This is a genomic window from Flavobacterium plantiphilum (assembly GCF_046000495.1).
GTDB classification, from domain to species: domain Bacteria; phylum Bacteroidota; class Bacteroidia; order Flavobacteriales; family Flavobacteriaceae; genus Flavobacterium; species Flavobacterium plantiphilum.
The window spans coordinates 490,418-510,539 of the sequence record NZ_JBELQA010000001.1 but is presented as its reverse complement, the minus strand read 5'-3'; the positions used below and the strand labels follow the sequence as shown (position 1 = coordinate 510,539).

At 32.7% G+C, this 20,122-nt stretch carries 15 protein-coding genes, 1 tRNA gene and 1 pseudogene; 8 read left to right on the top strand and 9 right to left on the bottom strand.

What is annotated here, in order from left to right; all coding sequences use genetic code 11:
* Positions 1 to 35: 35 nt before the first annotated feature.
* Positions 36 to 2,342, top strand: coding sequence for a type IA DNA topoisomerase (locus tag ABS764_RS02170; RefSeq protein ID WP_408079494.1), 2,307 nt, complete (start codon positions 36 to 38; stop codon positions 2,340 to 2,342).
* A gap of 18 nt (positions 2,343 to 2,360) precedes the next feature.
* Here ABS764_RS02170 and ABS764_RS02165 read toward each other — a convergent pair whose 3' ends face one another.
* The 3 genes from ABS764_RS02165 to ABS764_RS02155 all read right to left on the bottom strand — a co-directional run bounded on the left by ABS764_RS02165 (position 2,361) and on the right by ABS764_RS02155 (position 6,008).
* Positions 2,361 to 3,728 (bottom strand): glycosyltransferase family 4 protein, encoded by a 1,368-nt coding sequence (locus ABS764_RS02165; protein WP_408079492.1) that lies wholly within the window; start codon positions 3,726 to 3,728, stop codon positions 2,361 to 2,363.
* A 73-nt stretch (positions 3,729 to 3,801) separates the two neighbouring features.
* Positions 3,802 to 4,896, bottom strand: coding sequence for a glycosyltransferase family 4 protein (locus ABS764_RS02160; RefSeq protein ID WP_408079490.1), 1,095 nt, complete (start codon positions 4,894 to 4,896; stop codon positions 3,802 to 3,804).
* A 263-nt stretch (positions 4,897 to 5,159) separates the two neighbouring features.
* Positions 5,160 to 6,008, bottom strand: a complete 849-nt coding sequence (locus ABS764_RS02155) for an SDR family oxidoreductase (protein WP_408079488.1) — start codon at positions 6,006 to 6,008, stop codon at positions 5,160 to 5,162.
* A gap of 531 nt (positions 6,009 to 6,539) precedes the next feature.
* On the opposite strand from ABS764_RS02155, the gene ABS764_RS02150 reads away from it, so the two are divergent.
* Both ABS764_RS02150 and ABS764_RS02145 read left to right on the top strand, forming a co-directional pair.
* Positions 6,540 to 6,905 carry a SpoIIAA family protein gene (locus tag ABS764_RS02150; protein WP_408079486.1) on the top strand — a complete coding sequence of 122 codons (366 nt, stop codon included), beginning with the start codon at positions 6,540 to 6,542 and terminating at the stop codon, positions 6,903 to 6,905.
* Positions 6,906 to 6,953: 48 nt separating this feature from the next.
* Positions 6,954 to 7,283: a hypothetical protein gene (locus ABS764_RS02145; protein WP_408079484.1), complete on the top strand. Its 330-nt coding sequence runs from the start codon at positions 6,954 to 6,956 to the stop codon at positions 7,281 to 7,283.
* A gap of 55 nt (positions 7,284 to 7,338) precedes the next feature.
* Here ABS764_RS02145 and ABS764_RS02140 read toward each other — a convergent pair whose 3' ends face one another.
* Complete coding sequence (locus tag ABS764_RS02140; RefSeq protein WP_408079482.1) at positions 7,339 to 7,533, bottom strand: hypothetical protein; 195 nt, start codon at positions 7,531 to 7,533, stop codon at positions 7,339 to 7,341.
* Positions 7,534 to 7,886: 353 nt separating this feature from the next.
* Here ABS764_RS02140 and ABS764_RS02135 point away from each other — a divergent pair, with 353 nt between their 5' ends.
* On the top strand, positions 7,887 to 10,097 hold the full coding sequence (locus tag ABS764_RS02135; protein WP_408079480.1) for a bifunctional alpha,alpha-trehalose-phosphate synthase (UDP-forming)/trehalose-phosphatase: 2,211 nt from the start codon (positions 7,887 to 7,889) through the stop codon (positions 10,095 to 10,097).
* 55 nt (positions 10,098 to 10,152) lie between these two features.
* On the opposite strand, the gene ABS764_RS02130 is transcribed toward ABS764_RS02135, so the two are convergent.
* The 4 genes and pseudogenes from ABS764_RS02130 to ABS764_RS02115 form a co-directional block, all read right to left on the bottom strand.
* Positions 10,153 to 11,955 carry a glycoside hydrolase family 15 protein gene (locus ABS764_RS02130; RefSeq protein ID WP_408079478.1) on the bottom strand — a complete coding sequence of 601 codons (1,803 nt, stop codon included), beginning with the start codon at positions 11,953 to 11,955 and terminating at the stop codon, positions 10,153 to 10,155.
* Between the two features lie 176 nt (positions 11,956 to 12,131).
* Positions 12,132 to 12,212, bottom strand: a tRNA-Tyr gene (locus tag ABS764_RS02125).
* Positions 12,213 to 12,398: 186 nt separating this feature from the next.
* Positions 12,399 to 12,785, bottom strand: a pseudogene (locus ABS764_RS02120) (TlpA family protein disulfide reductase); the annotation flags it as partial.
* An 18-nt stretch (positions 12,786 to 12,803) separates the two neighbouring features.
* Positions 12,804 to 13,574, bottom strand: coding sequence for a DUF4369 domain-containing protein (locus tag ABS764_RS02115; protein WP_408079476.1), 771 nt, complete (start codon positions 13,572 to 13,574; stop codon positions 12,804 to 12,806).
* A gap of 223 nt (positions 13,575 to 13,797) precedes the next feature.
* Here ABS764_RS02115 and ABS764_RS02110 point away from each other — a divergent pair, with 223 nt between their 5' ends.
* The gene (locus tag ABS764_RS02110) at positions 13,798 to 14,022 is read left to right on the top strand and encodes a hypothetical protein (protein ID WP_408079474.1); all 225 of its coding nucleotides are present in this window, start codon (positions 13,798 to 13,800) and stop codon (positions 14,020 to 14,022) included.
* Between the two features lie 32 nt (positions 14,023 to 14,054).
* Here the strand turns inward: ABS764_RS02110 and ABS764_RS02105 are convergent, their stop codons facing one another.
* Positions 14,055 to 15,599 (bottom strand): hypothetical protein, encoded by a 1,545-nt coding sequence (locus ABS764_RS02105; protein WP_408079472.1) that lies wholly within the window; start codon positions 15,597 to 15,599, stop codon positions 14,055 to 14,057.
* Positions 15,600 to 15,753: 154 nt separating this feature from the next.
* Between ABS764_RS02105 and ABS764_RS02100 the strand changes: the two genes are divergently transcribed.
* From ABS764_RS02100 to ilvD, 3 genes are all read left to right on the top strand, one after another.
* Positions 15,754 to 16,929, top strand: coding sequence for a 2-isopropylmalate synthase (locus ABS764_RS02100; protein WP_073243805.1), 1,176 nt, complete (start codon positions 15,754 to 15,756; stop codon positions 16,927 to 16,929).
* Between the two features lie 62 nt (positions 16,930 to 16,991).
* Positions 16,992 to 18,110, top strand: a complete 1,119-nt coding sequence (gene leuB, locus ABS764_RS02095; RefSeq protein ID WP_408079470.1) for a 3-isopropylmalate dehydrogenase — start codon at positions 16,992 to 16,994, stop codon at positions 18,108 to 18,110.
* Between the two features lie 275 nt (positions 18,111 to 18,385).
* Positions 18,386 to 20,062: a dihydroxy-acid dehydratase gene (gene ilvD, locus ABS764_RS02090; protein WP_408079468.1), complete on the top strand. Its 1,677-nt coding sequence runs from the start codon at positions 18,386 to 18,388 to the stop codon at positions 20,060 to 20,062.
* The last annotated feature ends 60 nt before the right edge of the window (positions 20,063 to 20,122 follow it).

Here is a 20,122-nt window from a genome sequence, read left to right as displayed (position 1 = left end):
ATTCTTAATTTGCGACCTTAAATTAGTAAGGAAAGATGAAGGTCTGTATTGCCGAAAAACCAAGTGTAGCACGCGAAATTGCATCCGTATTGGGAGCAAATACCAAACATGATGGTTATTATGAAGGGAATGGTTATGCTGTAACTTATACCTTTGGTCATTTATGTACCTTAAAAGAACCCAATGATTACAAAGCTTACTGGAAAAGTTGGGATTTGAATAACCTTCCTATGCTACCCGATAAATTTGAAACTAAAGTTGTGGAAAATGCCGGTATTCAAAAGCAATTTAAAATTGTAAAAAGTTTATTTGACCAAGCTGATGTGGTAATCAATTGCGGCGATGCCGGCCAGGAGGGAGAACTGATTCAGCGATGGGTAATGAATGAGGCTAATTATAAGGGCGAAGTTAAACGCCTGTGGATTTCGTCATTAACTACAGAAGCTATTAAAGAAGGTTTTGAAAATCTCAAACCTGCCGCTAATTATGATAATTTATATTATGCAGGATTTTCCAGAGCCATAGGAGACTGGCTGCTTGGGATGAATGCTACGCGTTTGTACACTGTAAAACATGGAGGCTACAAACAAATATTGTCCATCGGTCGTGTGCAAACGCCAACATTAGCAATGGTCGTAGAACGTTTTAAAGAAATCGAAAATTTTAAACCGCAACCTTACTGGGAATTGCAAACTTTATATCGGGAAATCCTTTTTAGCTATGAAGAAGGTCGTTTTTTAAAAAAAGAAGACGGGCAACTCTTGGCAGATAAAGTCAAAGAAAGTGATTTTGAAATTGTTTCTGTCGAAAAAAAGAATGGAAACGAATATGCTCCGAAACTTTTTGACTTAACTGGTTTACAGGTGTATTGTAATACTAAGTTTGGGTTTTCGGCTGATGAAACGCTGAAAATAGTACAAACTTTATACGAACAAAAAGTGGTGACTTATCCCAGAGTAGATACTACTTTCTTACCAACGGATATTTATCCTAAAGTTCCCGGGATTTTGCAAAATCTGACTAATTATGCTTCATTGACCGAGGTTCTTTTAGGGAAAAAAATTAAAAAATCTCCGAAAGTTTTTAATGATAAAAAAGTTACCGATCACCATGCTATAATCCCGACAGGAGTACAAATCAATCTGCAATACAATCAGCAGCAAGTGTATGATATTATTGTAAAACGTTTTATTGCTGTTTTTTATGATGATTGTCTGGTGGCAAATACAACAGTAATTGGCAAAGCGGCTGATGTTACTTTTAAAACAACAGGAAAAGAAATTCTGAAAAAAGGTTTTCGGCTTGTCTTTGAAGATCCAAACGCAAAGGAAAAAGAAACAGATTTGTTACCTGCTTTTGTTGTGGGAGAAAAAGGCCCGCATGAACCTTCGTTTTTAGAAAAAGAAACAAAAGCTCCTAATCAGTTTACAGAAGCTTCTTTGTTAAGAGCAATGGAAACGGCAGGAAAACAGGTTGATGATGAAGATTTGCGTGAATTAATGAAAGAAAACGGTATCGGAAGACCTTCTACAAGAGCCAATATTATTGAAACTTTGTTCCGACGCCAATACATCATTCGAAATAAAAAACAGGTTCTGCCTACACCAACAGGGATTCAGCTTATTGATATTATTCAGAATGAATTGATAAAATCGGCAGAATTGACGGGTTCCTGGGAAAAACAACTGAAAGATATTGAGAAAGGAACTTTTACCGCAGCTGCATTTATCAATAATATGAAGCGTATGGTTGATGCTTTGGTGTATGAAGTACGCAGCGAAACTACTCGTGCTAATATTTCGCATGCCGGAAGTATTCAAAAAGAAGAAGCAGCTGTTGAGAAAAAAAAGGCGGCAGGAATAGAAGCGCAATCCTGTCCTAAGTGCAAAAAAGGAAATCTTATAAAAGGAAAATCAGCTTATGGATGTTCCGGATATAAGTTGGGGTGTGATTTTGTTTTACCCTTTATTTTTGCAGAGAAAAAAATATCAGAAAATCAATATTTACGATTGCTTCAAAAAGGTTCAACGGTAAATTTAAAAGATTTTAAAACGGATGAAGGTGCAATGATAGAAGGATTACTTCGCTTTGATGATGCTTTTAAACTTAAATTAGAGCCTAGAAAAACAGTTTCAAAGGCAATATCAGAAACAACATCTGATAAATTTGCTTGTCCAAAATGTCAGGGAGGAACTATTATAAAAGGCAATTCAGCTTATGGATGCAGTCATTATAAATCAGGTTGTGATTTTAAAGTTCCTTTTGAAACTGTCAGAGAAAAATTAAAAGATCAAAAACCAACCCAAAAATTAGTGTATACTATTCTGAAAGAAGGTTTTTAATCCTATCAGGAGTTTGTGTTATGCAACCTCTTTTCTGTCTTTTTTATTCTGATTCGATGTAATTGAATTTTGAAATATTAATTCCGGCATTTTGTACTCTTTTTTTTTAACCGAAGAATTTTTAATAGAAAGCTTTATTTTACGAATTGAATTTTTTAGAAAAAGAATAAAACGGATAATAATGTTTTTTTTCATTCTTCTGATTTCTTTTTGAAGCTGTGTGTTCTCCGCTTTTACAAGCTGTAACTGATTTATAAAATAAGCATTTTGATTTTGACCGGCAGTAACATTTTCAAAATTAGCATACAGATAATTTAACCGCTCTTTTATCAGCATCCCTATAGCATAAAATGATAATTTTTCTTTAATATAAAGGCTGGCATGGTTTGCTTTGCTGTTTCTTAAAGAAGGATTTTCATAAACTTCAATTAATTTATCCACTGCACTGGACAATTTAGGATTAGCCCAGATTGTTTTAGCACAAAAGTTCTTATCCGGATTTTCAATATGTCCAACTTGAAAATCAATCAGATAACTATTATTGTCATTCATAAATTCAGTATTTCCGGAATAATTAGTGGCTATGGTAGGTTTGCCTAAAAACATAGCTTCGGCTAGCGTTAATCCAAATCCTTCGGAATGATGCATGGAAACGTAGGCATTACAATTGTTTATTAACTGATTGACATTGTTTTTATCCAGTTCAATATCAAATATTTTTATGTTTTTGGTATTGGAAATACATTTTTGTAATTGCTGTCTGGATTTTCTATAATGGTCACCACCAACGGTTTTAATCACTAATTCTACGTTGGCATTATTTCCAAAAGCGGTTTTAAATGCTTCAATCAGGAAAAAAGGATTTTTTCGCTCTATGGAACTATGGTAACTGAAAATAAACAGAAAGCTAAACTTTTTTTCATCAAAAAAAGCAATCGTATTTTTTTTGTCAGCAGTATCGAGAGCTACTTCAACAGGATGTGGTACTATAATTATAGGATTATTATAGGTTTTTTGAAAGATTGATTTACAATAATGGGAAGTAGTCCAGATTTCATTAAAAAGATTCAGGTTTTCTAATAGCTCAGGTGCAATGTATTCTGATTCCCATACTAAAAACAGGATTGTGTATTTTCCCTTAAATAAATCCGGATTGATGACTCCAAAAAATGATTTAAGATCCTGTAGTGAAATCTGAACCAAATTTACCGGATACTCAAATGAGTATTGATATTTAGGATTATTTTTAACTTCATTATAATCGATCAAAGAAAGCGGGATATTGTGTTTTTTAGCAGCCTTAATGTTTAGACGTACGGCTTCTCCCAGACCAAAACTGCCCTTTGTGTATCCGATAATATTAATTCCTTGTTTGTAGTTATGCATTTTATACTCTGAATATTTATTGTTGCCGATATTAAATTGTGTACAACAACCTTTCCTTGCTATTCCATTTTTATTATTGTAAAATGCTTTTATATACGTTCATATACTCCTTAGCAGCATTTTCCCATGTAAATTCTTTGGCTCGGTTTTTATAGGCTGATATATATGTTTGTTTATTATTGTGAAATTTACTCATGCCTTCATTAAATACTTTAGCCATATATTCCGGATCAAAATTTTCCCAGTAAAAGGCATCTTTTCCGCCTATTTCAGGCAGCGAAGTCTTATTAGATAAAAATACCGGTTTGCCAAAGGTCATCGCTTCCAAAACCGGTAATCCAAAACCTTCTCTCAAAGAAGGAAAGGCAAAAGCAAGACAGTTTTTATAATAAAAAATTTTGTCTGATTCGGAAATTGGACCAAGTAAAAAGACTCTGTTTTCTAATTTATAAGTTTGTATTTTCTGTCTTAATAGGTCTACGTATTCATCCTTTATTTCTCCTGCAATTATTAAATTAATGTCATTTAGAAACCGAAGCATTTCAATCAGAGTGTGAAAATTCTTTTTTTCAACAACCTGCCCAATAGAAAAAATAAAAGGTTTGTCAGGTACATAGCCAGAACAAAAAATTTCTGAATATTTAGAATATTTATAATTGAAATTATTACCATTATGAATTACAAATTCAGGGACATCCGGTATCTTAAAATAATTGTGTGTACTGGTTTTTGCAAATTCTGATACATATACAATTGCATCACTTCTTTCAATTTTATTTTTTAATTGATTAATTCTTAGTTCAAGATCTTTTCCTGTGTTTTCTTCTAAAAAATTTATATCATGAATAGTCAATAAATAAGGAGTGGAATTACTTGCTGGTTCAATTTTTGTATTCTGATTTACAGAATGCCATAAGTGAAAGTTTTTCTTTATTCTGAAAAATGGGTATCTTGTTATTGGAAAATATTTATTATAAGAAATACATTTTCCTAACTCTTGTTTAATTTTGTCGTTATTACAGTTTAAAATAAGCTGATGTTCATTTAAAAAATCGGTTTCCTTGCTTAACGCCTTAGCTAAATTGAAATTGAATTGTCCGAATCCGCTATATAAATTTCTAATATTATGAGTTTCAAGAAAAATCTTTTTTGGGGCTGAGTATTGCATAAATAATGTTGTTCTTCAAGATTAATAAATACCTTACTAATTCTACAAATAAAAATTCCTCTGAAAATAACAAAAGGATATTTTAAAGATGTAAGAAAAGTAAATTAGTTGCGTGTGAATAATTTTTTTTAATACGATTTAAAAGACAAGCACTTAATGTATAAGATTGAAAAAAATAATTTTACTTTATAAAGCACTGATAGTTATTGTTTTATTAGTTTGTGACCGTATGAGAATTATAAGATCACAAACTAATAAAATTTTTAGCTTCCTGCAGGTTCACCACCATTCACATGAATGAATTGTCCGGTAACATAACTGCTGTCTTCAGATGCTAAATAAACATAAGCGGGAGCTACTTCAGAAGGCTGACCCACTCTTTTCATCGGGGTATCTTTTCCAAAAGTTGTAACATCTTTAAAACTGGCAGGAATTAATGGAGTCCATATAGGACCGGGAGCAACACCATTTACCCGAATGTTCTTCTGTACTAAATTACCGGCTAATGATCTTGTAAAGCTTACAATTGCTCCTTTAGTACTGGCATAATCTAATAAATGTTCACTGCCGCGATATGCTGTAATTGAGCTTGTGTTAATAATACAATCACCTTCATTCATGTGTGGAATTGTATTTTTAGTAATATAAAAATAAGGGTAAATATTGGTTTCAAATGTAAGATGCAATTGTTCATTCGAAATGTCTTCCAGTTTACTTTCAAGCATTTGAGTAGCGGCATTATTAACCAGAATATTTAATTTTCCGTATTCTGACACCACTTTTTCTACAGCATTTTTACAAAATTCAGGATCTTTTAAATCTCCTTGTATAAGTAAACAATTGCTGTTTTCGGCTTCCACTAATTCTTTAGTTAACTGTGCATCTTCATTTTCTTCCAGATAAATTATCGCAACTTTAGCACCTTCTCTGGCAAAATGCACGGCAACGCTTCTGCCAATACCGCTGTCACCTCCGGTAATCAATGCAACTTTGCCCAAAAGTTTATCAGCTCCTTTATAGTTTTTACGAATTATTTCCGGTTCAGGAATCATTTTAGACTGTTCTCCCGGTAAACTTTGTCTTTGTAATGGTAGGCTTATATTCTTATCCATGTTCTGTTATTTTTAAAATTCGACATTGCTTAAATAGCATCTAAAATTAAAATTTTCAGAACCTGTGTTTTTACATAATTACAGTTAGTCTTTATAACTTTTACATTTATAAATCCATAATACTTTGAAGAATGATGTTTAAGGAGAAAATAGGAGGGAAGGAGTTTAAAAAAAAGTACCGATGCTTATGCTATTGCTGTGTGACTGATTTCCTTTATTAATTAAAGAAAACGTAGGATTATTGTATGTACGAACGGGTGGAAAGCACATACTCCATTACAGTTACTACAGCAACCTGACTACCCGTGATCTTCGTTGCAACAGGCATCGGTACAATTTTGTTATGCTTATATTGATAAGCTTTAATGTAAAATTATTAATAACGAGACAGACTGTTTTACAAAATTTCAATAAATAGTTATACAATGTAGTGTTGCTTCAAATGGAAATCTTTAAAGGAAATAAAAAAATGTTATAACCTTTTGGCTACACATTAAAGTAATTTAGACAGATGAATTTAAACATTACATAATGATAACAGAAATAAAAGATGTCCCTCCCCAGATAGTTGCATTTAAGGCTATTGGAGAAGTGACACATGAGGATTACACCAATATTATTGTTCCGGCTGTCCAAAAATTAGTTTCACAAACTGATGAAATAAATTTTATACTTTATCTGGATACCAACATTAATTTTACAGATAGTGCCTGCTATCAGGATGCACTTTTAGGATTAAAAAATCTTGGAAATTGGAATCGTGCTGCTATAATAACCGATTCTTCAAATATAATTTCATTCACAAAGGCTTTTAGTTATATTATTCCTGGAGAATTTAAGGGGTTTTCAAAAGAGAATGATGAAGAAGCTATACTTTGGGTCAGTAATAAAGCATAAAAAAATATTTTTTAAGCTAGCGTATTTATTAATTTAATTTTAAATATTATGGAAACGAATAAAGATAAAAATGATACCACAAAAAAAGGTTTTTCAGAAAAACCATACTCAAAAATGGAACCGGTAACAAATCATGATGCTGGTTTAACAAATGACAACGAAGAGTTGTATGGAACACCACAAAATGAAAAACCATTAAAAGATATCAAACCCGATAAGAAACCATATGAATCAGGAAATGAATCTGATAAAAATGCGACTCATCAATTTGTTGATGAAGAAGATATTGTACGGAATACCAATTTGGTTGATAACAATGATCCTGATTGTTTTGACAAACAATATGGAAAAGATTCAATTCCAAAGTCGGAAAATTAATTGAGTTTTCCTTTTGCAAATAAAAAACGTCCTAATTTTTTAGGACGTTTTTTATTTATTTTTTCTCTTCGTTATTCATTTTATCATCAAAATCGGGCTCTTCACCTTTAAATTTTTGAGTATCGACATCATAATTTTCATCATTAGTTAACACTTCATCATGATCTTTATATTGATGTTTTCTGGTGTCACTTCTGTTGTCCGATCCTTTATTATTGTTGTTCGTAGGGTTGTGTTTATTAGTACTCATGATTTTATCTTTTATAATTTACTTAAAATTACATAATCAGTCCTGAGTAATTTTATACAATTACAATGAAATATTGCACAATTTTAATTTAGACTGAAATTATCATAACTTTTTAAAATATTGTTTGAATAAAATAGGGTAAAAATCAGAAAAACAAGAATAAAATGAAATAAAACACTGAAAATCTATATTTTTTTTGTATATTATTCAACTAAATCAAATTTTCAGGATTTTATGGAGATTCTGTAAACTATAAAAATAATACTATAATCTTTTTTAAAGACAGACATATTATTTTTAATCAGTTCAAAAAATCATTCTAGAAAAAGTGAAAAAACAATAATAAATATAAAATGGAAAAAACAATTATCGTTTCAAACAGGTTACCTGTCGATCTTAAATATAATGAAGGAAAGCTAATAGTAAAATCCAGTTCAGGAGGATTAGCTACGGGAATGAAATCAGTACATTCTGAGGGAAACGGTATCTGGATTGGGTGGTCAGGACTTACTGAAGAAGTGATTAACCCGAAACAGAAACTGGAAGTTAATGAAGCATTAGCTAAAGAGAAATGCATTTCGGTACCGCTTAATCAGTATGATATTGACAATTATTATTACGGCTTTAGTAATGCTGCCTTATGGCCTTTATTTCATTATTTTCAGGCTTATACAGAATTTGAATTGCATCATTGGAAATCATATGTTGAAGTAAATCAGAAATTTGCTGATGTTGTTTTAGAACATCTAAATGAAGGTGATACCGTATGGATTCATGATTATCAATTATTATTACTGCCTGAACTCCTGAGAAAAAAAAGAAAAAACATTACTATTGGTTTCTTCCTGCACATTCCTTATCCTTCCTATGAAATTTTCAGAACCTGTCCGTGGCGTAATGAGTTACTGCAAGGAATGCTTGGAGCAGATCTTATAGGTTTTCATACTTATGATTATGTGCGACACTTTATAAGTTCTGTAGAGCGTTTAAAAGGTATTGAAATAAATTTCAACGAAATTTCATATGATAACAGAATTATAAAAGTGGATTCTTTTCCTATGGGAATTGATTATAATAAATATCATAATGCTGCTCTTGAACATCATAAATATCCGGAAAGTTCTAAGTCAGAATTGATGAAAAACATTGATTTTCACAATAAATCTAATGAAGAAAGCAAATTGATTCTGAGTATTGACCGTATGGATTATACTAAGGGGATTCCAAACAGAATAAAATCTTTTGAATATTTTCTGAATAAATATCCGGAATATAAAGGTAAAGTAAGACTGGTAATGCTGGCGGTTCCTTCGCGGGAAAATGTATTGCAATACCAACTTTTAAAAAGAGAAACAGATGAGCTGGTAGGAAGAATAAATGGTGATCTTTCTACGATTAGCTGGACTCCTGTCTGGTATTTTTACAGAGCATTGCCTTTTCATGAACTTATAGATTTATATGTCTCTTCAGATGTTGCAATGGTTACTCCTATAAGGGACGGAATGAACTTAGTTGCAAAAGAATATATAGCAACCAGAACTAAAAATGATGGTGTTCTTATATTGAGCGAAATGGCCGGTGCAGCTAAGGAGATGCATGAAGCCTTAATTGTAAATCCAAATAATTTTGATCAGACTGCTGACTGTATTAAAGAAGCGCTGGAAATGCCGGCTGAAGAACAAAAAACAAGATTAGAAGCACTTCAAAAAAGAATTTCCCGTTATGATGTGGAGCGTTGGGCTAAAGAATTTCTGAAAGGATTAAAAGTTGCTAAAGATACTGTACCGTTACAGATAGCTCAAAAACTTATTCCGACTAAAATAGAGGAAATAGCTTCTGAATATAAAAAAGCTTCCCGAAAATTATTTTTACTGGATTATGACGGAACCTTAGTCGGTTTTAAAAATAATCCGGGTGAAGCCAGTCCCGGTCAGGAAGTATACGATTTACTGGATCAGATAAATTCAGATGAAAATACAGAAATAGCGATCATTAGCGGAAGAGACCGAAAAACACTTGAAAGTTGGTTTGGTCATAAAAATTATACTTTAGTTACTGATCATGGTGCCTGGATGCGAAAAAAAGGAGAAGACTGGACACCATTAGACCATCTTAAGTCCAATTGGAAAGAAAATATACGTCCCGTAATGGAAGCTTTTACTGATAGCACTCCAGGAGCTTTAATTGAAGAAAAGGAATATTCATTAGCCTGGCATTACAGAAAAGCAGATGCAAAGATGGCTGCGTTAAGAACGATGGAATTGAAACATGTGTTAAAAAGTTTTCTTTTTAATCATACGCTAACTGTTCTTGAAGGAAATAAAGTATTAGAAGTAAAAAACAGTAATGTGAATAAAGGACGCGCAGCCTCCAATATAGTTTTAAATAGTAATTATGATTTTATTTTTGCTATAGGCGATGACTGGACTGATGAATTTATGTTTGAAGAACTTCCAAAAAATGCTCATACAGTAAAAGTAGGGAATGTAAAAACAGTCGCTAATTATTACATAGAGGATAATACTGAGGTTCATGATTTGTTACGACAGATAATAACTTCTTGATTTCTCTCAGTATAAAAAAAGAGTCGAAATTTCCTTATTGCGACTCTTTTTTTATTTAGTTTTTAATAGCTCCCAGAACCTCTTCTTCTTCGGTAATATTAGAAAGGTTAATGGCGGTTTCGATGAGTGCCAGATGTGAATATGCTTGCGGAAAATTACCCAGTAATCGTTTGGTCTTAAAATCAATATCTTCACTAAACAAACCTAAATGATTACTGTAACTAAGAAGTTGCTCAAAAAGTTTTTCTGCTTTCTTAGTCTCTCCAATTTTATACAGGCTATTAATGAACCAAAAGGTACAAATAGTAAATGAAGAGGAGGGATGACCAAAATCGTCTTTATTTTTGTAACGATACAAAAGCCCGTCATTGCTCAGATCGCGCTCAATAGCCTTGACTGTTGCTATATATTTTGGATCTTTTGCTTCAATAAAACCATAGTTTTCCATTAAAAGTACGGATGTATCTAAATCATAAGAACCATATGACTGAGTGAATGCCTGTACCGAATCATTCCAGGCATGTTCCATAATATCATTTTTTATAGCTTCTGCAAGGGGTTCCCATTTTTCTACCTTAGATTTCTTCCCTAAAATTTTCGCTACCTTGATAGCTTTATCAACAGCTGTCCAGCATAAAATTTTAGAAAATGTAAAATGTCTTTCTTCAGTTCTGAATTCCCATATTCCTTTATCAGGTTCCTGCCAGTGTTTTGCTACCACCCATACAATACCCTGTGTTATATTCCACAGCTCTTCACCGTTTTCAGTATCATTATTAAAAGTGATAAGCTGTTGATGGATAACGTCCATCAAAATACCATAAATATCGTTCTGGCGTTGTGAATAAGCTGCATTACCTATCCTGACAGGCTTACTGCCCATATAACCGCTAAGATGATCTAATGTTTCTTCAGTAAGTGTTTTTTCCTTATTGATGCCATACATGATTTGCAATTTTTCATCTTTATCAGGAACCAAATCTATAATAAATTGTAAATAGTTTTTAGCCATTTTTTTATGACCTAAACCGGAAACAACTTTGACTACCATAGAAGCATCCCTAATCCAGCAAAAGCGATAATCCCAGTTTCTGACTTCTCCTAAGGTTTCAGGGAGTGAGGTAGTTGCAGCTGCCAGAACTGCACCAGTTTTTTCGTAACTAAGCAGTTTGAGTGTTATAGCGCTACGCATAATCTGTTTGTTGAACTTTCTGTATTCGGTGGTTTTATCAGCCCAACCCAGCCAATAGGTTTTAGTTCTTTCAAATTCTAAGTTTATCTTTGTCTGTGTAGGTGTAAATATTTTTTCATTATAAGCCAGTAAAATATATCCATCCTGTTCCAGTGTAATTTCGTTGCTTTCTTTTATAGCAGTTAAATCAAAATTACTATACATAAATAAAGAGTCAAATTTGGTAGAATTACTTACACTGATAATATGGTCTTCTTTTACATAACTTACTGTCTGACCAGAGGCATATTCTAATTTAGGGTCGTAAATAACTTTAAAAACAGGTGAACCGCTTATTTTTTTGAAGTAACGTATAATCTCCGGTGGTATGACATATCCGCCTTTGTCTTTTCGATATCGGGGCATAAAATCATTAATTTCAAATGCATCTGTACCATTGTTAAAAGTGGTTACAAGAATACTGGTATTTTCAAGGTATTTTTGAGTAATTTTATAATCATCACTACAACGAATTTCAAAACTCCCGCCAATTTCAGCATCTAAAATTTTTCCGAATACAGAAGAAGAATCAAATTCAGGCAAACAACACCACTCAATAGCTCCTGTTTCAGAAATTAATGCAGCGCTTCTACAATTACCTATTATTCCATAATTTAAATTTGTCATAAAATAGTTTTTTGTATGTTATAAAGGGTTAATCACCTAAAATTACTAAAACCATCTTAGTTAACCAAGCTACTTTATCCTAAATAAATATTAATTGATTTTCTTATCCCGATTATTGGATTTTTATCTTAGTAGAAGACATAAAAAAAGCGCTTCAGTTTCTTGAAGCGCTTTTGTGGGGAGAGCAGGATTCGAACCTGCGAAGTTTTCACAGCAGATTTACAGTCTGCCCTCGTTGGCCGCTTGAGTATCTCCCCGAAGCCTTTGAGTACAACAGTTGTTTGTTGTTGTTAGCGGTGCAAATATAGGAACACTTTTTATTTCTGCAAACTAATTTCGGACTATTTTTGCAATATTTTTAAAGGTATTTATAACGTATTGGAATTGAATAAAATAAAAAATCTCCACTAGGGAGATTTTTTATTTGAATCGCTAAAAATATATTATTTAGCTAAAAGTTCTATGATTTTTGCTTTCAATTCAGCACCTCTTAAGTCTCTTGCAACTATTTTTCCGGAAGCATCAAGAATAAAAGTGGCAGGGATAGCGTCAACTTTATATTGAGCAGCAATTGGTTCTTCCCAACCTTTTAAATTAGAAACCTGATTCCATGTCAATTTATCTTTTGCAATAGCTTCTTTCCATTTAGCAGGATCTTTGTCTAAGGATACACCTATGATGTTTAATCCTTTTGAATGCAGCTCTTTGTATAGTGCTACAACATTTGGATTTTCCTGTCTGCAGGGACCGCACCATGATGCCCAAAAATCAACTATTGTAACTTTTCCCAGGCTTTCTTTAAGAGAAATTACTTTCCCTTCCGGATTGGGTGCTGAAAAATCTGCTCTTCATTTAGCGTCACCTGGCGCAGGAGCAGCTCCCGGAGCACCTGGTACAGAAGAATTTACAGCAGTAAGTCTTTCTTTAATAGCTTTACCTGGTTTAGTGTTTTTCAATTCTTCATCAAAACCATTATAGATTTTTTCTGCTTGTTTTACATCAGCAGAAGGATCTTGTAACATGCTTTGAATGATTAAAGCACTAATAAAAGATTTTGGGTGTGATTCAGCATAAGTAATGTATTTTTCTTTAGATTTAGTACCTACTTCTTCCTGAATCTTTTGATATTCATTCATCAGACTAGTAATAGTTGCCGTATCTTTAGTTTGTTGAGCCTGATTCATTTTAAGCATATTAGCTGATTGAAAATCAATTAATTTCTTTTGAACCACTTTCATTTCCTCATTGAATTTCACATATTCGTCATTGTTGTATGTACCGGAAATTTTAGATTTTTGAATACTGTCTTTGTTAACTTCAATGTTAATTTCTCCTTCTTCAAGGATAAATGGAATTTTATCATTAACCGATTCTAATTGAAGTACATGGAAAGAAGGTTCTGTAACTTTTCCTTTAATTTCAAATTTACCATTCTCAACTTTTACAGTATCAATGTTTATTAATCCACCCATTCCGCTTGGATCCTGTGTTTGAAGAATTACAGTTTTTCCGTTTTCAATTCCTTTTGCAGTACCTGTGATAATGTATTCGTCTTTACCAACTTTACTACAAGAAAATAGTACGGCAGAGGCAGAAAGTAATAAAAATAATTTTTTCATTATTAATTAGTTAAATTAGTTAAGTGTGCAAAAGTATTTAAATTTATAAAACAGCAATAATTTTAATCGCTAAATTTTTGTTATAATTATCAATATTAGTGCATATATAGGAATGATTCTGTACAATAGTTAAAACAATGCTATAATAATAATTTGAAAAGCAAGTTGGAGAATTTGTTTTAATTATAGGACTGGATTATTTTTGTAAAAAATTAAACCATTTATGAGACGATTAAAAGAGATATTGCTGATAAAAGATGCAACAATCCATAAACGACAGTATGATAAAGAATGGTTTTTTAAGTTTGATGACGTAGCTTTTTATTTGAAAGAGGATCTTTCAGAAGTAGAATTTATTTATTTACCTATTATGATTGATGGGGAAGAAGAAGTGGTAAAATGTTGCTCATTTAAAGATATACTCCGGGGCAGAAAAGAGTTGAAATAACAAAGAGAGAAGTTTTATTTCTCTCTTTGTTATTATCGGTTACTCAATTTTGCTTTTTCTTTGATAATATCGCTTATTTTTCGGTTTTCTATTTTACTTTCCAGCCAGGAAATAATGTCGAGATACAGAAAAGCTCTTTTTTCATAAGTATTTTGTTCCAATTCTATAAAACGTTCTTTCATTTTTACAAACTCTTTTTTGATATCGCTTGGGTATATAGAATTCAGGTTTTTAAGGAATCGGATAATTTCTTTCTGAACTTCATGCAAATCATTCATTTTGATTAGAAATTTATAAGTGTTTTTCAACTGGCTTTCTAAATAATAATCTTTTCCAAGTTCATAATGAGCAATCAGGCATAAGATGCGTGCAAAACACATTAAATCTTCACGCATACTCAAATTCTTATTATTAATGATTTTTTCTAAATAGAAAATAGATTCATTGTATTTTTCAATACCAAAATAAATACTGGCAATTTTATAGAAAAACAACATTTCGTGATGTTCGTCTAAGTGTTCGTTGTGAATTTTTAATTTGTTTAAAACCTCAGGAATTAAATATTCGCTTTCCGCAAAAGTTCCTTCCATGATATGATAATTTAATTTGTTGTTGTAAACGTATAAAAATGCTAATGAGGCGATGTTATCATTAATAGGAAAACGCGGATCTTTAATGGTTTCTTCGAGTAATGTTAAGTATTTTTTGAATTTGGTTTGATACTTTAACATGTATAAGGATTCCAGTAAATAGTTATTTCCTTTTAGGAAAAAAACCGGATTTAAGAAAATCATATTTGAATTGTCGTAAAAAAGAGTTACCCATTTAGAGGCAAATTTATAACTGCCCAAAAAGTCCTGAACTAAAAAACTACGCCATAGGTTAGCGTTGTAAAACCAGTACTTTTCCCGGAAGCCAAATTTGTTTTCATCTAATTTAGATATATGTTTGTTGAAATAATCGTCAATATAATTATATTCTTCATCACTTTTTACATAGCCCGTTTTAAGCATGATTCCGTACAGCTGTAAAGATAAATTAGACAGTTTGCTGGAAATGGTATTTTGGTAATTCAATTCTTTGGCCTGAATAACTAATTCGTCGGCACGTCCCTGAATACTTCGGGTGATGTATTGCGATTCGATTAGTTTTTCAAATTCTACAATTTCATAAGCCATTAACTTTTCGTCATTTTCTATGGCCTGGGTTTTGGTTTTATCCAAAATCTTCAAACTTTGCTTATACAAACCTTTATTGTACAATATAGTTGCAAAGTCGATTTGCTCTCTTAGCTGATAACGGATATTCTGACTGGGAATATTCAGTCTTATGCTTACTAATATTTGCTTGTACAAATAAGATTTTAAATTTGATAATTGTACTTTTTTAATGATGCCACTTTTTAAAATAAGTTTCTCATCATAACTTTCTGATTTGTCTAAAATATTAAATAGTTCAATGAATTTTGTATTCGAACTGGTCTCCAATCGACTCGCGAAAATCTTAAATTGTCGTTTTTCAGATTTGGATAAGGACTTTATCAGAACGAATAAAAAATCTTTTTGATGGTTAGCCATTGTAAAATAAATAGATTTAACTAGTTGATTTTTAATTATTTAAACCTTCTTTGATAGGCTTATGAACAGTATATTCAAATAAAATGAATTTTATATACAAAGTAAAGAATATATTTTTGTTATCAAGATGTGAAATTACATTAAATAAATGAAAATGAATAGAGAGAAAGTCCAAATTTTTGATACCACTTTGCGTGATGGCGAACAAGTCCCGGGATGTAAATTAGATACCAATCAGAAACTCATTATAGCTGAACGATTAGACGGAATGGGAGTTGATATCATCGAAGCCGGATTTCCTGTTTCCAGTCCCGGAGATTTTTTATCTGTTACGGAGATTAGTAAAATTGTACAAAATGCTACAGTTTGTGGTCTTACCAGAGCGGTTAAAAATGATATCGATGTGGCTGCTGCAGCTTTAAAACACGCAAAAAGACCACGTATTCATACGGGTATTGGAACATCTGATTCTCATATTTTACACAAGTTAAATACTACCAGAGAAGATATTATAGCCAGAGCAAAAGCAGCTGTAGCTCATGCAAAATCTTATGTGGAAGACGTAGAGTTTTATGCAGAAGACGCCGGAAGAACTGATAATGCATTCTTGGCACAAGTGTGTGAAGAAGTTATTAAATCAGGAGCTACAGTGTTGAATATTCCTGATACAACCGGATACTGTCTGCCTGATGAATATGGTGCCAAAATAAAATACCTTAAAGAAAATGTAAAAGGGATTGATAATGTAACTATATCATGCCACTGTCATAATGATTTAGGTATGGCAACTGCCAATTCTATTTCAGGAGCTATTAATGGCGCACGTCAGATAGAATGTACTATTAATGGTATTGGTGAAAGAGCCGGAAATACAGCACTTGAAGAAGTGGTAATGATATTTAAGCAACATCCGGATTTGAATTTATATACAGATATCAATACCAGACAATTAAATGAAATGAGTCGTTTGGTTTCTGAAAGTATGGGTATGATGGTTCAGCCAAATAAGGCAATTGTTGGAGCAAATGCTTTCGCACACAGCTCAGGAATTCATCAGGACGGTGTGATTAAAAACAGAGCTACTTATGAAATTATTGATCCTGTAGATGTAGGAGTCAATGAATCATCAATTGTGCTTACTGCCAGAAGTGGTAGAGCAGCATTAGCTTACCGTGCTAAAAAAGTGGGTTACGAATTGACAAAAACACAATTGGATGTGGTTTATGTTGAGTTTTTGAAATTTGCTGATGTTAAAAAAGAAGTTTTAGATGACGATATTCATTTGATTATAGCAGCTTCAAAAATAGAAGGTGATTTAATTAAGCGATAGTTAGGGATTAGGAGTTTTTAAATGATTAAATTTGCAGCTTTTTAATTAAAAAAACAATCCACATGAACTTAAAAGTAGCTGTATTATCGGGAGACGGGATAGGACCGGAGGTAATTTTGCAGGCCAAAAAAGCCTTGTATGCTGTAGGGGTGGTTTATGAGCATGATTTTATTTTTGAAGACGCACTTATAGGTGCTGTTGCGCTGGATAAAACAGGTTCTTCACTTCCTGAGCAAACCTTGAATTTATGTCTTAATACTGATGCTGTTTTACTTGGAGCAATTGGAGACCCTAAATATGGTGTTGATACTGCTTCAGATTCCGGACCGGAAAATGGATTGTTAAAGTTGAGAAAAGAGTTGGGGCTTTTTGCAAATATCAGACCGCTTAAGCCTTTTAAAGGTTTGCTTGATGTTTCTCCTTTAAAAAGAGAAATTGTAGAAGGTGTAGATTTTGTTATTTACAGAGAACTGACAGCCGGAATTTATTTTGGCGAAAAAAAACTGAATGCATCCGGAACAGTCGCTTCTGATTTATGTGAGTATTCAGAAGATGAGATTACAAGAATTGCCCATCTGGCTTTTCAGTCTGCACAAAAGAGAAGAAAAAAGCTCACATTAGTAGATATGGCTAATGTTTTAGAATCTTCCCGTTTGTGGAGAAAAGTAGTTAAAAAGATTAGTACAGATTATCCTGATGTGGTACTGGATTTTTTATTTGCAGATAATGCAGCAAAACAGATTATATCGAATCCAAAACAATTTGATGTTATTTTGACAGGAAATTTATTTGGAGATATGTTGTCTGATGAAGCCAGTGTGATTACAGGTTCTATCGGAGTTTTGCCGTCAGCATCTTTAGGAGGAAAAAATGCGTTGTTTGAACCCGTACATGGTTCTTATCCGCATGCTAAAGGAAGAAATATTGCTAATCCGTTTGCGGCAATACTATCGGCAGCAATGTTGTTAGAACATTTTGGTTTAACTGAAGAGGCTAAAAAAATCTATGAAGGGGTGGAGAAAGCAATAGAATACAATGTGGTTACTATAGATTTAAATTCAGATACTAAATTTGGAACCAATGAAGTAGGAGAATTTGTTTCGAACTTTATTTTAAACAAAGATGATCTGATGTATTTTAATAATGATAATGTACATTTAGGGCAATCGACAATAGTATAATAGAATGTTTTGACAGATAATTGCATTTAATGATAAGAAATTCGTAAAATTTTATTTTTTATTTTTTTAAATATAAAGGTTTTTATACTTTTGTTGCATCAAAAAAAGAAAATGAAAAATTCAATTGTAATAGTTTCTGTCGTTAATGTCATTGTTGTATCAACAAGTGCATAAGGGAAGCTATTAATATAATTGAAAAATAATATTATATAACTCCCATCAATTGGGAGTTTTTTTTTGGAATTATATTAGACAAAAAATAAAATAAAAATACAATGGAATTAAATAAATATAGCAGGACAATCACTCAGGATGAAACACAACCGGCCTCTCAGGCAATGTTGTATGCACTGGGATTAACTGAAGAAGATCTTAAAAAAGCTCAGGTAGGTATTGTAAGTATGGGATATGATGGAAACCCATGTAACATGCACCTGAATGATCTGGCTCAGGATATCAAAACCGGAGTATGGAAAGAAGATTTAGTAGGGCTGATTTTCAATACTATTGGAGTAAGTGATGGTATTTCTAATGGGAATGACGGAATGCGTTTTTCTTTAGTTTCGCGTGATGTGATTGCTGACTCTATCGAAACTGTAATGGGAGCACAATGGTATGACGGTATGATTGCTGTTCCGGGTTGTGATAAAAACATGCCGGGAGCTTTAATGGCTATGGGAAGAGTAAATCGTCCTTCTATAATGGTTTACGGAGGATCTATTCATCCGGGAAAATGGAAAGGAGAAGATTTAAATATTGTTTCTGCTTTTGAAGCTTTAGGTAAAAAAATTAAAAATACAATTACGCCGGAAGATTTCAAAGGAGTAATTCAAAATGCCTGTCCCGGTGCAGGTGCTTGTGGCGGAATGTACACCGCTAATACAATGTCATCAGCAATTGAAGCTTTGGGAATGAGTTTGCCATACAGTTCTTCCAATCCAGCTTTAAGTCCTGAAAAAAAACAAGAATGTATTGATGCAGGAAAAGCTATCAGAATATTACTGGAAAAAGATATCAAGCCACGTGACATTATGACGCGTAAAGCTTTTGAAAATGCAATTACAATGGTTGCTGTTTTAGGAGGTTCTACCAATGCGGTAATGCACTTAATTGCCATGGCTCATTCAGTGGGTATCGAATTAACTTTAAAAGATTTTCAGGATATCAGTGATAAAACGCCATTATTAGCTGACTTGAAACCAAGTGGTAAATATTTAATGGAAGATTTACACAATGTTGGTGGAGTACCGGCAGTAATGAAATATTTATTAAAAGAAGGCTTTTTACATGGTGATTGTTTAACAGTAACAGGTAAAACTATTGCAGAAAATTTGGCTTCAGTTCCGGATTTAAATGATGGACAGGAAGTGATTTTTGAAATTCATAAAGCATTAAAACCAACTGGAAATATTCAAATTTTATATGGAAATATTGCTTCAGAAGGTTGTGTAGCAAAAATCAGCGGTAAAGAAGGAGAATTTTTTGAAGGTACAGCTGTCGTTTTTGAAGGAGAAAAAGAAGTTATAAGAGGAATTCAAGCCGGGGAAGTGAAACCGGGGAATGTCGTCATCATCCGCTATTGCGGCCCAAAAGGTGGTCCCGGAATGTCTGAAATGCTAAAACCAACTTCTGCCATTATGGGAGCTGGTTTAGGAAGTACAGTAGCTTTAATCACTGACGGACGTTTCTCTGGAGGTTCTCACGGTTTCGTAGTAGGACATGTAACTCCGGAAGCTTACGAAGGTGGCGGAATTGCTTTAATCGAAAATGGAGATGTTATTACAATTGATGCGGTAAAAAATACCATCAATATGCAAATCTCCGATGAAGAATTAGCGAAACGTAAAGCCAATTGGAAACAACCGGAATCACCAATTAAACAAGGAGTTTTACTTAAATATATGCGTTCAGTATCCAGTGCATCTGAAGGATGTGTTACTGACAAATATTAAATAATAATATCAGTTGTAACAGCAGAACACTAAGAATCTAATTGATTTAAATACTGTTGT

Excerpts from the sequence above, each read along its gene's own strand:
- ABS764_RS02170 (WP_408079494.1), top strand. The coding sequence starts at position 36 with ATGAAGGTCTGTATTGCCGAAAAACCAAGTGTAGCACGCGAAATTGCA.
- ABS764_RS02165 (WP_408079492.1), bottom strand. The coding sequence starts at position 3,728 with ATGCATAACTACAAACAAGGAATTAATATTATCGGATACACAAAGGGC.
- ABS764_RS02160 (WP_408079490.1), bottom strand. The coding sequence starts at position 4,896 with ATGCAATACTCAGCCCCAAAAAAGATTTTTCTTGAAACTCATAATATT.
- ABS764_RS02155 (WP_408079488.1), bottom strand. The coding sequence starts at position 6,008 with ATGGATAAGAATATAAGCCTACCATTACAAAGACAAAGTTTACCGGGA.
- ABS764_RS02150 (WP_408079486.1), top strand. The coding sequence starts at position 6,540 with ATGATAACAGAAATAAAAGATGTCCCTCCCCAGATAGTTGCATTTAAG.
- ABS764_RS02145 (WP_408079484.1), top strand. The coding sequence starts at position 6,954 with ATGGAAACGAATAAAGATAAAAATGATACCACAAAAAAAGGTTTTTCA.
- ABS764_RS02140 (WP_408079482.1), bottom strand. The coding sequence starts at position 7,533 with ATGAGTACTAATAAACACAACCCTACGAACAACAATAATAAAGGATCG.
- ABS764_RS02135 (WP_408079480.1), top strand. The coding sequence starts at position 7,887 with ATGGAAAAAACAATTATCGTTTCAAACAGGTTACCTGTCGATCTTAAA.
- ABS764_RS02130 (WP_408079478.1), bottom strand. The coding sequence starts at position 11,955 with ATGACAAATTTAAATTATGGAATAATAGGTAATTGTAGAAGCGCTGCA.
- ABS764_RS02115 (WP_408079476.1), bottom strand. The coding sequence starts at position 13,574 with ATGAAAAAATTATTTTTATTACTTTCTGCCTCTGCCGTACTATTTTCT.
- ABS764_RS02110 (WP_408079474.1), top strand. The coding sequence starts at position 13,798 with ATGAGACGATTAAAAGAGATATTGCTGATAAAAGATGCAACAATCCAT.
- ABS764_RS02105 (WP_408079472.1), bottom strand. The coding sequence starts at position 15,599 with ATGGCTAACCATCAAAAAGATTTTTTATTCGTTCTGATAAAGTCCTTA.
- ABS764_RS02100 (WP_073243805.1), top strand. The coding sequence starts at position 15,754 with ATGAATAGAGAGAAAGTCCAAATTTTTGATACCACTTTGCGTGATGGC.
- leuB (WP_408079470.1), top strand. The coding sequence starts at position 16,992 with ATGAACTTAAAAGTAGCTGTATTATCGGGAGACGGGATAGGACCGGAG.
- ilvD (WP_408079468.1), top strand. The coding sequence starts at position 18,386 with ATGGAATTAAATAAATATAGCAGGACAATCACTCAGGATGAAACACAA.